Here is a 13,628-nt window from a genome sequence, read left to right on the forward strand (position 1 = left end):
TTCGGTTTATCCTTTGCAGCACTCGCCTCTCCTACTCTCTCTCATTTTTTAATTTTCAATTTTTAATTCTTAATTTAAAAAGATGGGATACTTATTTACATCCGAATCGGTGTCAGAAGGACACCCCGACAAGGTAGCCGATCAAATATCGGATGCTGTGCTTGACAAACTGTTGGCTTACGACCCCAGTTCGAAAGTAGCTTGCGAAACACTAGTGACTACCGGACAAGTGGTGCTAGCGGGTGAAGTGAAAACAAAAGCGTACGTTGACCTCCAGCTCATCGCGCGCGAAGTGATTAAGAAAATCGGTTATACCAAAGGAGAGTACATGTTCGAAAGTAACTCTTGTGGCGTACTTTCCGCTATTCATGAGCAAAGTCCCGATATCAACCGTGGTGTAGAGCGTCAGGACCCGATGGAACAGGGTGCAGGCGACCAGGGTATGATGTTTGGCTACGCTACCAATGAAACGGAAAACTATATGCCGCTTTCTCTTGATCTGGCACACCGCATTCTGCAAGTGCTGGCCGACATTCGTCGTGAAGGAAAGGTGATGACTTACCTCCGCCCCGATGCCAAAAGCCAGGTTACTATCGAATATGATGACAACGGAACTCCTGTTCGCATCGATACAATCGTTGTTTCTACGCAACATGATGACTTTATCCAACCGGAAGATGATTCTCAAGCCGCCCAGCTGAAAGCTGACGAAGAAATGCTGTCTATCATCCGCCGTGATGTGATTGAAATTCTGATGCCTCGTGTCATTGCTTCTATCCATCACGATAAAGTGTTGGCACTGTTTAATGATAAAATCATTTATCATGTGAATCCTACGGGCAAGTTCGTAATTGGTGGTCCTCACGGAGATACCGGTTTGACAGGTCGTAAGATTATCGTTGATACTTATGGTGGTAAAGGTGCTCACGGTGGTGGTGCTTTCTCCGGAAAAGATCCTAGCAAGGTAGACCGTAGTGCAGCTTATGCAGCACGCCATATCGCAAAGAATATGGTTGCGGCAGGTGTAGCAGATGAAATGCTTGTACAGGTGAGCTATGCTATCGGTGTGGCTCGTCCGATCAATATTTTTGTAGATACTTATGGCCGTTCCCACGTTAACATGACGGATGGTGAGATTGCCCGCGTTATCGATCAGTTGTTCGATCTTCGCCCGAAAGCAATCGAAGAACGTCTGAAACTTCGTAATCCTATTTATCAGGAAACAGCCGCTTATGGTCACATGGGACGTGAACCGCAAGTGATAACGAAGAAGTTTTCTTCTCGTTACGAAGGAGATAAAACAGTGGAAGTGGAACTCTTTACATGGGAGAAACTCGACTACGTAGATAAAATTAAAGCTGCTTTTGGTCTGTAAAACAGTCTGAAAGCGAGCTTAGCTCATTCGATAAGAGCCACAATCTCAACTCCTTCTAGTAGGATATGAGGTTGTGGCTCTTGATTTTAAATAAGTTATATTTAAATAAATATCTTTTGGATATTAAACTTCTTTTGCCGGAATTTGCTACTTTTGACCTGTAAATAAACGGACTGCCTAATGAAAACAAGATGTTGTTATCCTAAACGCTATTTATTGTTGTTCTTTAGTTTACTTGTCAGCGTAGGTAGCATTCTGATGTCTGTCTCTCTATCTTCCTGCTCTTCTTCGGTGAAGAGTCCATTGCTACTATCTGCTGACTCATTGATGGAAATATATCCTGATAGTGCATTATCCATTTTGGAATCAATTTCCTCCCCACAGAAATTACCACGTGCTGACAGAGCACTTTATGCGCTATTGCTTACGCAAGCAAGGCATAAAAATTATATTGCTTTAGGAGATGACTCGCTGATAAAAACGGCTGTTGAATACTATGGTGATAAGAAGAAAAGTGTACGTGCTGCAAAAGCTCATTATTATTGGGGAGCTACTTATTTAGAGAAAGGGTATACTTCATTTGCTGTAGACGAGTATCTGACGGCAATTCGGTTGATGCCTGTTAGGGATGAGTTCTTGGCAATGATATATGATAATCTTGCGGACTGTTATGAAAAAGATGATTTGTATGATATAGCGATTGAGGCTTATCGCCAAGCTTATCAGATATTAGAGGGGGGCAGTCAGCAGACATATCCATTGAGAGGTATTGCACGTATCTGTTTATTACAAAATAAAAAGGATAGCGCATTGTTGTATTATCAAAAAGCTCTTGATTATGCATTAGCAGAGCAAGACTCTAGTTTGATAGGAGCTCTTTATCATGACCTCGCTATGGTTTACAATGAAAAAAAAGATTATGTTCAAGCCGATAAATATGTATCGAAAGCAATGATTATGCAAGGGGATGATGCTGTTAATGTCTGTTTGTCAAAAGCTCAAATTATGTTGAATTTGAATAAACTTGATTCTGCCAGTTATTTCTTTAGTAAGAATATAGACCAACTTAATATTTATGGAAAGGCTGTTTGCTATGATGGAATGCATCAAATAGCAAAGAAAAGAGGTGAATGGAAGATTGCGACAGAAAATATGGATGCATATAGAGTGCTTTATGATTCTATGCAGATTATGAATGACAATGAAGAACTCAATCGACTTATGGATAAACATCAATTAGAAGAACATAGGAGGCTATTGTCAGAACATACTAAAATGCTGGTTTTTACTTTGGTTTCTGTATTCTTTTTCTTAATGATTATTTGTGTCTTTTGTTTTATGTGGAATGATAGGAAAAGGAAAAAGCGTTATATAGCATTACAACGTGAATTGACCCAAAATCGGGTAGATACTATGCTGCTCAAAGAGGAAGAGGTCTCGGAAACTAATAAAGAAGATTTAGATAAGAAAAGGTCGAAGTTAACAGAGCAGCAAATTCAATTATGTATATCTGTACTTAAAACAACTAATTGTTACGATCAATTGGAAGCATTAGAGAAAGCGACTCCTAAACAACTATTGGTGATGCGTAGTTTGAGAAAAGAGATACGTTCTGAAATTTCTAGTGCATTTGTTGATGTGATGATGAATTTGAAGGAGCGTTATCCGGCTTTAACTGGTGATGATATATTTTATTGTGTTCTTTCATTGCTTTGTTGCTCGAAAACTGTCATGATGGAGTTGATGGATGCTACGTCAGATGCTCTTAAAACCCGTAAAAATCGTATAAAGAACAAAATGGATGCTCAAATTTTCGATCGCGTGTTTGGTGTTGATATTCAGTGAGATATGCTGATTCCTCTAGGTTTGTTTTGCTTCTAAATGAAAGGCTGTTACCATTGTTACCGCATAAAAATCGTTTCTTTTGCTTCATCTGTGTATTTTTGGAGCGAAATTTTAAACCCATTTATTATGAAAGCTAAATTTTTACCTTTTTTGTTGTTGACTGTCTTACTTCAAGTAAGTATGTTTTCTTTTGCACATGAAATGATATCTGCACGTCAAATCAGGCTAAAGAATAAAACTGAGGTACAACATCGGTCTATCCCTGTTACTCCTGATGCTTTTATTGAAAACTCATTGTTATCTATTGACCTTCTTTCTACTGTTCCCACTGTAACTGTTACCATCAAGGATGCAGAGACGGGAGAAGTGGTTTATACATCTACTGATTTAAATGTAGATAAGGTTTATATTGATCTTGCAGGTGAGGAAAAAGGTAAATATACTCTGGAGATACAACTTCCGAAGGAAGCCTTTATCGGAGATTTTGAATTAGATTAAATCTTTGGAATATATATTATTTGCAACTAACATAAGATGATATACCTAAATCATTAACTGTTGAAGCCCCGCTGCTGAAATATATGGCGCATTGCTGAAATGACGATTTAGATGACCGAAAGGGGAAAGAGTCGGTTAACTTTTATTCGTGGGCTTAATAAGCCTTGTGAAAGGCTCATTAAGGTATATTGAAACGTAAAATTAAAATCACTTTTTAATTGTGTGCTGGATTACTACTGGTAGGGTATTTGAACAATTTTATGGTTCAGATAATGAAGTTTATTCAGCAACAATGTGATACACCTGTTAGTAGATGAGAAATCTGTGATAGATGTATTCTCTGTGAGAAAAGCTCTTGGACTTCTAAAAAGTAAGAAGTCCAAGATTTTTTTTATGAAGATAGATAAATGCGGAGATAAAAATGATCTCTGATTAAGTTGAATATGAATAACGGAATTTTTTCGTAATTTTGCCTTCTCGATATAATAATGGATAGTGATGAAGATGAACCAGATAAATTCCGTATGCGTATATAGCGCTTCCAGTACCAAGATAGATGCTGTTTACTTTCAAGCAGCCGAGACTCTCGGCCGTCTGCTTGCCGAACACCATATCCGTTTGATAAACGGAGCTGGAAGTATCGGTCTGATGTGCTCTGTGGCAGATGCTGTGTTGAAAAATGGCGGTGAAGTGACCGGAGTGATTCCCCGCTTTATGGTGGAACAAAACTGGCATCATACTGGACTGACAGAGCTGATCGAGGTAGGATCCATGCACGAACGCAAACAGAAGATGGCCAGTTTAAGTGATGGTATCATTGCTTTGCCGGGTGGATGCGGTACCCTTGAAGAATTGCTGGAAATTATCACTTGGAAACAATTGGGATTGTATCTCAATCCGATTATAATCCTAAATACAAACAGATTTTTCGATCCATTGCTCGAAATGCTTGAAAAAGCAATCGATGAAAACTTTATGCGACGCCAACACGGTGATATATGGAAAGTGGCGCAGACACCGGAAGAAGCAGTTCGGCTGCTTTATGAGACTCCTGTATGGGATATTTCCATTCGTAAATTTGCAGCGATATGATAGGTGATACATTAAGTTCCCAGAACACGGATACCTTGTCTCTTCTCCAGCAGGAACAGATTAGTCCGGCAAAGGCAGACGGTGGTAGTCTGCAGTTGGCCGATCTTCATGCTGTACAAGAGGTTGATTCCGGCTTTGAAGGAACCCCTATCTCCTACTCTCCCCGTACGGACGATGCTATCGCACTGACATTACTGGCTTGCTTCTTTCTTTCCTCTATTGCCTTGGCACGCGGAAAGAAATTTCTCTCCCAACAGGTGAAAGACTTTGTGTTGCATCGCGAACGGACGAGCATTTTTGATAGCTCTACGGCGGCTGATGTGCGTTATCTCCTTGTGCTTGTATTGCAGACCTGTGTCTTGTCGGGCATCACATTTCTCAATTATTTTCATGATACATGTCCCGCTCTGATGGACCATGTATCCTCCCTCCTTTTGCTAGGTATTTACGTTGGTTTTTGCCTCGCTTATTTCTTACTAAAATGGTTGCTTTATATGTTTCTGGGGTGGACGTTTTTTGATAAAAATAAGACAAATGTATGGCTGGAATCGTATTCTGCGCTCATATATTATGTCGGATTTGCCCTTTTCCCGTTCGTGCTTTTCCTGGTTTATTTTGATTTGAGTCTAACGAATTTGGTTATAATTGGGTCTATTATTTTAATTTTCACTAAAATATTGATGTTTTATAAGTGGATAAAGCTTTTTTTTCATCAATTTAGCGGGCTTTTCCTATTAATTTTGTACTTTTGCGCTCTTGAAATAGTACCTTGTCTTTTACTGTATCAGGGTATGATTCAAATGAACAATATTTTGCTAATAAAATTTTAGGACGTTGAAAATTAAAAAAGTACTAGTGTCGCAGCCTAAGCCTGCGTCAGAGAAATCTCCCTATTACGACATAGCTGAAAAGTATGGCGTTAAAATAGATTTCCGGCCTTTTATTAAGGTTGAAAGTCTTTCGGCGAAAGAATTTCGGCAACAGAAAATTTCGATTCTCGACCACACTGCCGTAATATTCACTTCGCGCCATGCCATTGACCATTTTTTCACTTTGTGTACTGAATTGCGCGTGACAATTCCCGAAACTATGAAGTATTTCTGTGTGACGGAAGCTGTTGCATTGTATATTCAGAAATATGTGCAATATCGTAAGCGTAAGATCTTCTTTGGAGCTACTGGAAAGATTGAAGACCTAATTCCTTCCATCGTGAAGCATAAAACGGAGAAGTATCTCGTTCCGATGTCAGACGTACATAATGACGATGTGAAAAACCTGCTCGACAAGAACAGCATTCAGCATACGGAAGCTGTGATGTATCGCACGGTGAGCAACGACTTTACACCGGACGAGGAGTTTGATTATGATATGTTAGTGTTCTTCAGCCCTGCCGGAGTGACTTCTTTGAAGAAGAACTTCCCGGATTTTAATCAGAAAGAGATTAAGATCGGAACGTTCGGATCTACTACCGCACAGGCTGTACGTGACGCAGGTCTCCGTCTGGACCTTGAGGCTCCTACGGTGCAGGCTCCGTCAATGACTGCCGCACTTGACATGTTTATCAAGGAAAACAATAAATAAACAGAGTGGGTATATATACTTTGTGTAAAGCCGAAAGGCTGAATAGTAAAATTTTGATCGGAAAGATGTTTGAAGGCGGTGTTTCTAAATCGTTTTCCATCTTTCCGATACGCGTTGTATATATGCCTGTCGAGCAGGGCGAGGCTCCTGCCTCCATATTAATCAGTGTATCGAAACGTCGTTTTAAACGGGCGGTGAAACGCAACCGGGTGAAACGCCAGATACGTGAAGCCTACCGGAAGAACAAGTCTCTTCTGGTGGATGAACTGCAACGCCGGGAGCAACGGTTAGCCGTTGCCTTTATCTATCTGTCGGACGAGCTTGTTGCTACTGCCGAGCTGGAAGAGAAAATGAAAATAGCGCTTGCGCGCATCTCCGAAAAACTATTCTCATGAAACCTCATAACTCCCGGATATCTACCGCGTGGGTATTCGTTACGGGAATTTTGAGAAAGGTATTTTCCTTCTTCCTGCTTGTTCCCATCTATTTTTACCGGATTTGTATTTCACCCCTTACTCCTCCCTCTTGTCGGTTCACGCCTACTTGTTCAGCGTATGCGCTCGAAGCAATTAAGAAACATGGTCCTATAAAGGGGCTTTATCTTGCTGTGCGGCGTATTCTGCGATGCCATCCCTGGGGTGGTTCCGGTTATGATCCCGTGCCTTGAGACAACTGAAACGAGAAATAGAAAATGAAAAAGAATGTGACTGATATTTTAGATATCCATACTCATAAACAGGAAGTTGATACCCAAGGAAAATCCATCATCAATTATCCGTTATTGGCAGACTCTCCATTGTATATGCCTCTGGCAGAGAATGTGGAAGTGGCTGTGGGTAGAGGATCTTATTATTCTATTGGTATTCATCCTTGGGAGGTGAGAAAGAGTAATGTCAGTCAGCAATTGAGCTTTCTTCAACAGCAGCTACAGAGAAAGCAGTTTGTAGCTGTAGGAGAGGCGGGGCTGGATAAATTGGCAAAAGCTCCGATGGAGCTTCAGTTAGCGGTGTTTAAGGAACAGGTAAAGTTGTCGGAAAAGCTCGGTTTGCCGTTGATTATTCACTGCGTGAAAGCAATGGAAGAACTGCTGGGTGTGAAAAAAGAATCTCGCCCCCAACAACCTTGGATATGGCATGGCTTTCGTGGAAAACCGGAGCAGGCGGTACAGTTGTTGAAGAAAGGGTTTTATCTTTCTTTTGGGGAATATTATCCCGATGAAACGATGCAGATAGTCCCCGATGAACGCCTGTTTTTGGAAACGGATGACAGCTTGCTTGATATTGAAGATATCCTGTGTCAGGCAGCCAGGGTGCGTGGGGTAGAAGTGGAAGCGTTGTGTGAGGTGATTCGCCGGAATATCCAAAATGTCTTTTTTAAGGCGTAAGAGTTGTATCTTCCGAGAAAGAGTCGTACTTTTGTCGCACATGGAATTGAAATACAATAAAAACCAAATAATTAAAGAGTAATACGATGAATTTTGTAGAAGAATTGAGATGGCGTGGCATGTTGCAGGACATCATGCCGGGAACAGAAGAGTTGTTAAGCAAAGAGCAGGTGACTGCCTACTTGGGTATCGACCCGACTGCCGATTCGCTACACATTGGTCACCTTTGTGGAGTGATGATCCTTCGTCATTTCCAACGCTGCGGTCATAAGCCGTTGGCATTGATCGGTGGCGCTACAGGTATGATTGGTGACCCTTCCGGTAAATCGGCAGAACGTAACCTGCTGGACGAAGAAACATTGCGTCACAATCAGGCATGTATCAAGAATCAGCTTGCCAAGTTCCTCGACTTCGAGTCGGATGTACCTAACCGTGCCGAGCTGGTGAACAATTACGACTGGATGAAAGACTTCACTTTCCTCGATTTTGTTCGCGAAGTAGGTAAGCACATCACTGTAAACTATATGATGGCGAAAGACTCTGTGAAACGTCGTCTGAATGGTGAAGCGCGTGATGGATTGTCATTTACCGAGTTCACTTACCAATTACTTCAAGGATATGACTTTCTTCATTTGTATGAAACAAAGGGTTGTAAACTCCAAATGGGTGGTTCTGACCAGTGGGGAAACATCACTACCGGTGCCGAATTGATCCGCCGTACCAATGGGGGAGAGGTGTTCGCATTGACTTGCCCGCTGATTACAAAGGCTGATGGTGGTAAGTTTGGTAAAACAGAATCCGGAAATATCTGGCTGGACCCTCGCTATACTTCACCATACAAGTTCTATCAGTTCTGGTTGAACGTAAGCGACTCCGATGCCGAACGTTATATTAAAATCTTCACCTCCATCGAGAAAGAAGAAATTGAAGCATTGATTGCCGAACATCAGAAAGCTCCGCATTTGCGTCTTCTCCAGAAACGTCTGGCTAAGGAAGTGACTGTGATGGTTCATTCTGAAGATGATTATAACGCAGCAGTAGACGCATCGAACATTTTATTCGGTAATGCGACTTCGGAAGCTTTGCGCAAACTGGATGAAGATACGCTGCTTGCTGTATTCGAAGGAGTGCCTCAATTTGAGATTTCCCGTGATGTATTGGCAGAAGGAGTAAAGGCTGTTGATCTATTCGTTGATAATGCGGCCGTATTTGCGTCGAAAGGTGAAATGCGTAAATTGGTTCAGGGCGGTGGCGTTTCGCTGAATAAGGAGAAGCTGGCAGCCTTTGATCAGGTAGTTACGACTGCTAACCTGCTCGACGAGAAATATCTGCTTGTTCAGCGCGGCAAAAAGAACTATTATCTGCTGATTGCAAAGTAATAATGCACGATTCATTCGATAGAATATAAAAAAGTGAACGAAATATTTGGAGGTTTGCTTGCAAACCTCTATCTTTGCACCGCTTTTTAACAGAAAGCACATAAGTTTGGACTATGGTGTAATGGTAGCACAACAGGTTTTGGTTCTGTTTGTCCAAGTTCGAATCTTGGTAGTCCAACGAAGAAAAGCCCTGAAAGAGATATCTTTCGGGGCTTTTTCTTTTTTTGTGGATGCAAAGTCACTTCTTAAGTCATTAGAACGTTCACATACGGAACAACAACATGATGATTTCTATAGTTTGGTTGCAAAAACGGAGGAAGATGCCTTGAAGAAGTATCTCTCTATTAGGATGTAAGAAATTTGTTATAGCTTATTTGTACGTAATATTGACTGTTTCGATGTTTGCCTTACTCATCTTTGAATAGACTTCTATATTGTTAGCAACAATATATTTACATTTCTATAATAAATCCGAATACCGTTTTTAATAAATAGTGAGAGAGTTTATTAAGAACGGTATCTGAGTTTATTAGAAACTATTTTCAGAGAATTATTGGAATATGTGGGATTTATATATACAAAATGGGAGAAAATCAATACTGATTTTCTCCCATTCGGTTCTTCCATATATGGAAATATATGTTTTGATAATGTGTTATTATGTCTTGATTTTTATATAACTCATATTGCTTTTTTCTTTTTCTGTTCCTCAAAGATACAAAATAAAAAGAGGAAAGTCAATAGCTAATCTTATTTTAATGGAAGTATAAGCAGAAAACGTGCACCATTGGTGTAGCTCTTGTCTACTTTGACTTCTCCATGTAATCGTTCGGCTATGGTGCGGCATATATTCAGTCCCAGTCCTGATCCCTGTTTGAACTCATCCAACTTCTTGAAGCGTTCGAATACACTATCCATCTTATCGGCAGGGATGCCCGGCCCGGTGTCGCTGACAGAGAACGTGATTCTGTCGGGATACTCGGTCAGTGAACAATGCAGATGGATTTCCCCTTTTTCTGTGTGCTTCTCTGCGTTGGTAAGGAAGTTGATAAGCACTTGTTGCAGGCGTTGTTCATCTGTGGTGATCTGGAAATCGTCTGCCACTTCGGAGGTATAATAAAGCTTCACTCCTTCCGCTTTTCGATCCATTACGGTAGAGAGTATGAGCCTGCACATTTCGTTGCAATGGCAGGAAGTCAGGTTCATGGTGTATTTGCCGCTTTCCAGTGCGGAAAGGTCAAGAATATCGTTGACAAGCGTGGTGAGCAGTTCGGAGTTGTGTTGGACGAGCGAGCTGAATTCTAGCTTTTCTTCATCTTCCAATGGCAGATCCGGGTTGGATAATAATTGTGAGAATCCTACGATGGCATTGAGCGGGGTACGGATTTCGTGGCTCATGTTCTGCATGAAATGAGTCTTCATCTTGTCTGCCTGTTCGGCACGGTCGCGGGCAATCGTCAGTTCTTCGTTCTTCTCTTGCAGTTGTCTGATTGATTTTCTGCGTAGATAAAGGTAGAGCGTGAGGGCTATGGCAAAGAAACAGAAGAATATCAGGATGAATTTCAATATCATCAGCTGGCGTTCGGATTCTGCCTGTTTAGCTACCATAAGACTCTGTGTACGTTCGGTTTCCGCTTTGAATTGTGCGAGCTCCAGGTTACGGTTTTTTAGTAGTAGCTCGTTATTTTCGGCGTTCATCTTCTCGATTTCCACTTGTGATTTTGTTTGTTGTAGTTCGAGCGTTGTCTTTTGCAGGTTTAATTGTGTGTTTTCCAGCTGCAAGGCTTGCGCTTTTCTTTTCAGTTGTTCGTTGCCGATACGCACATTCAGTTCCGACAGGTCGGCAGTCTGTATAAGCTGATTCAGAGAGTCCTGTAGGCTATGGAGCTTCTGTAGTGACTCGTAAGCGTCTTTGTATTTCTGCTCTTTTGCGTAGATATTTGCCTGATAAGCTATTCGTTCATGTAAGCTGGAAGTGGAATCGGCAAGAGCATGCGCTTTATCATATTGTTGGTTGAGTATATAATTGTATATCTTCAACTTATTCAGTTCATTCCTTCTGGTTTCACCATGTTTTTCGGTCGCTTTTAAACATTCCTGATAATAGCTTTTGAACTCTTCCTCCCTGTCGAGCGCGTATAAAAGTGCGCATTTGCGCAGCATACAGGCATATTTGTTGGTTGAAGTCTTGGCACACTTGATTCCTTTCTCGGCATTTTCGTAGGCTGCTTCATATTGTTTCAGGTTTTGTTGGAGCATGGATATGTTCCAGTATATATAAGATATATCCTGTTCAGGGAGCTTCTCCTGTGTGTATACCAGTGATTGTTGGTAGTAATCCAGTGCCGTCCGGTATTCTCTGCGCGCAAAGTAAATGTTTCCCATCATTCGCAGGCAAGTGGAGATACCGTAGGGATAGTCGTCGGCAAATGCCTGTTCTTTAGTCAATTCAGCCTCCTGGAGCGCACGCAGGGTATTACCTGTGTTCATCAGGTAATTAACTTTGTAGATGCTGCCAAAGTAGTAATATTGCAGGTAGTTGTTCTTTCGGGATATCTCCTGAAGCCTGCTGATTGCTTTCTCCAGTAATTCCGTTTTCCCATTATTGAAATAGTAGATTACCGGAATGGTAAGAGCGAGGCATTGTGCCTTTTTATCGTTGATCCGGATGGCTTTGGTATAGATAGTATCAGCTATTTCCAGTCCGGTTGCGTTGTTACGGTGTTTAGTTGCCTCCTCATAAAGTAGATAAAGAGAGTGGTCTATCTTGTACGGATTGTCCTGCGCCTTGGTTGGAAGGAGAGATCCGATAAAGGTGAACAACAAACATATACTGATATACCTGACTATTTTCATCTTGATTACTATGGATTTACAGTGTTCTTATTGTTTATTTATGGCATTGTTATATTCGTACTCTTTGGCGGGAATCACCCACATCCAGTTGTTGGCGTCTTCCGGGTTGATAGTTACGGCTGCGTTGGTCATGTAGTTTCCTCCGTCTTCGAAGGTGTGGCGTACGATGGTGTCTTTGCGCCGTTTGAAGTCGAACCAGCTGAATCCTTCGCCCCATAGTTCGATGCGGCGGTAGAACTTTATTTCGTCGAGCAGTGCCTGACCGCTCTTATCGCAAATATATTGAGGGTCGCGTCCGCTGTCGCGGATCAGTTCTTTCAGTAATTGCCTTGCTTCCGCTTCTTTTGGAGGCGTCAGGTGGCAGTTGGCTTCTGCTTCGATGAGATACATCTCCGAACTGCGGAAAAGATTGAAAGGCATGGCACCTACTTTGTCGATACACTTAAATTTGAACGACATATAAGCGTATATTTTTGCCGAAGTATTCAGGTCGGGATGCAACCCTTGGGCGTAACTGGTGAGTGCACTTCCGCCCAGACCATTGTTTGTTATACCACCCGTGTTATAAGTATATTCGAGCGGATCGAGAAAAAGTCCCCTGCGGATATCACTTTCCGGTAATGCATCGTACAGTTCACGGTTGATACAGGCCGGATAAGTGCATACAAGAGTAGAGGAGGAGTTGTATGCAAGGCGTGCGGCGAGGGATGAGTTTCCCAGCGATTCTTCTTCACTGTCATAGATACTCCATATCCATTCGCGGTTGACGGTACTGAATCCGTCGAAATATTCATCGGCATTCATAAGCGGATAACCGGCACGTGCCAGTGCAGCGTAATGGGCGGCAGTACTCCAATCCTCACGGGTGAGTGCGGCACGGGCATAGGTGGCGTAAGCGGCATTCACATTGATTTTGTGATTCTCGTCTTCTTTACGGGCAATTCCGGATGCCTGATAATAGGTGATGGCCTGGTTAAGGTCGTTGTAAATCTGTTCGTAGCAGGCCAGCATAGAAGAAAGAGGACAGTCGCCGGTAGAAGATGTATTGAGCCGGAGAACCACCCCTTCAGCACTGCCGTTTTGCGAATCACACCAGCGTGGCGAGTAGAACTGCAGCAGTTGCAGGTAACAATAGGCACGGTAGGTTAGTGCCTGCGCATAAATATATTTGAATTTATGACTACCTTCGGGGTCGACATAATTTATAATAGCGTTGGCATTACTGATTACTTTGTAGTAATAATGCCACATATACTCCGTGTAACTACTGGTAGGTATGGCATGAGAAGCCCCGTTGAATATCGTATAGAAATTGTTGCGGGGACAATACATGTCAGCCCCCTGATACTCGGCATACATCAGTTTGACAGATCCTTCACCGTTGAATGACACGCCATCGAGTTTATTAGTGGGGTAAGTGGTTTTCATCAACTTCTCCAATCCGCTGACAGCATAGGCAGCGTACGCTTCATCCTTGAATAAATCGGCAGGAGATACCTGATTGGTAGGGGCGGTATCCAGATAGTCGCTGGCGCAGGAGTAACACAACAGCGTCAGGAGCAGGCAGAATCCTATGGAGTGATTCAGGAATTTCATGTGTATGGCTTTTTTCTTCATA

Annotated in this window: 12 protein-coding genes and 1 tRNA gene; 11 read left to right on the plus strand and 2 right to left on the minus strand. The window is 42.1% G+C overall.

Going from position 1 to position 13,628, the window contains the following annotated elements; genetic code table 11:
* Positions 1-82 precede the first annotated feature (82 nt).
* The 11 genes from metK to DXA54_RS10620 all read left to right on the plus strand — a co-directional run bounded on the left by metK (position 83) and on the right by DXA54_RS10620 (position 9,332).
* Positions 83-1,375 carry a methionine adenosyltransferase gene (metK, locus tag DXA54_RS10570; protein WP_004298895.1) on the plus strand — a complete coding sequence of 431 codons (1,293 nt, stop codon included), beginning with the start codon at positions 83-85 and terminating at the stop codon, positions 1,373-1,375.
* A gap of 180 nt (positions 1,376-1,555) precedes the next feature.
* Complete coding sequence (locus DXA54_RS10575) at positions 1,556-3,220, plus strand: tetratricopeptide repeat protein (protein WP_118161564.1); 1,665 nt, start codon at positions 1,556-1,558, stop codon at positions 3,218-3,220.
* A 126-nt stretch (positions 3,221-3,346) separates the two neighbouring features.
* Positions 3,347-3,718: a DUF3244 domain-containing protein gene (locus DXA54_RS10580; protein WP_004298899.1), complete on the plus strand. Its 372-nt coding sequence runs from the start codon at positions 3,347-3,349 to the stop codon at positions 3,716-3,718.
* Positions 3,719-4,222: 504 nt separating this feature from the next.
* A complete protein-coding gene (locus DXA54_RS10585; RefSeq protein ID WP_032855770.1) occupies positions 4,223-4,810 on the plus strand; it encodes a TIGR00730 family Rossman fold protein in 588 nt (195 codons plus the stop codon).
* Positions 4,807-5,640 carry a DUF4271 domain-containing protein gene (locus DXA54_RS10590; RefSeq protein WP_004307800.1) on the plus strand — a complete coding sequence of 278 codons (834 nt, stop codon included), beginning with the start codon at positions 4,807-4,809 and terminating at the stop codon, positions 5,638-5,640. The genes DXA54_RS10585 and DXA54_RS10590 overlap by 4 nt, the downstream gene beginning before the upstream one ends.
* Positions 5,641-5,644: 4 nt before the next feature.
* On the plus strand, positions 5,645-6,391 hold the full coding sequence (locus DXA54_RS10595) for a uroporphyrinogen-III synthase (RefSeq protein WP_004307801.1): 747 nt from the start codon (positions 5,645-5,647) through the stop codon (positions 6,389-6,391).
* 5 nt (positions 6,392-6,396) lie between these two features.
* Positions 6,397-6,786, plus strand: coding sequence for a ribonuclease P protein component (gene rnpA / locus DXA54_RS10600; RefSeq protein ID WP_004298908.1), 390 nt, complete (start codon positions 6,397-6,399; stop codon positions 6,784-6,786).
* A complete protein-coding gene (gene yidD, locus DXA54_RS10605) occupies positions 6,783-7,058 on the plus strand; it encodes a membrane protein insertion efficiency factor YidD (protein ID WP_004298909.1) in 276 nt (91 codons plus the stop codon). The genes rnpA and yidD overlap by 4 nt, the downstream gene beginning before the upstream one ends.
* A 24-nt stretch (positions 7,059-7,082) precedes the next feature.
* Positions 7,083-7,775, plus strand: coding sequence for a TatD family hydrolase (locus DXA54_RS10610; protein WP_008647001.1), 693 nt, complete (start codon positions 7,083-7,085; stop codon positions 7,773-7,775).
* A gap of 86 nt (positions 7,776-7,861) precedes the next feature.
* Positions 7,862-9,154: a tyrosine--tRNA ligase gene (tyrS, locus tag DXA54_RS10615; protein ID WP_008647003.1), complete on the plus strand. Its 1,293-nt coding sequence runs from the start codon at positions 7,862-7,864 to the stop codon at positions 9,152-9,154.
* Between the two features lie 107 nt (positions 9,155-9,261).
* A tRNA-Gln gene (locus DXA54_RS10620) sits at positions 9,262-9,332 on the plus strand.
* 572 nt (positions 9,333-9,904) lie between these two features.
* Here DXA54_RS10620 and DXA54_RS10635 read toward each other — a convergent pair.
* Both DXA54_RS10635 and DXA54_RS10640 read right to left on the minus strand, forming a co-directional pair.
* The gene (locus DXA54_RS10635) at positions 9,905-12,010 is read right to left on the minus strand and encodes a sensor histidine kinase (protein ID WP_008647007.1); all 2,106 of its coding nucleotides are present in this window, start codon (positions 12,008-12,010) and stop codon (positions 9,905-9,907) included.
* A gap of 27 nt (positions 12,011-12,037) precedes the next feature.
* Positions 12,038-13,627: a RagB/SusD family nutrient uptake outer membrane protein gene (locus DXA54_RS10640; protein ID WP_008647009.1), complete on the minus strand. Its 1,590-nt coding sequence runs from the start codon at positions 13,625-13,627 to the stop codon at positions 12,038-12,040.
* Position 13,628 lies beyond the last annotated feature (1 nt).

The organism is Bacteroides sp. OF03-11BH (genome assembly GCF_003604005.1).
Taxonomy (GTDB): Bacteria; Bacteroidota; Bacteroidia; order Bacteroidales; family Bacteroidaceae; genus Bacteroides; species Bacteroides ovatus.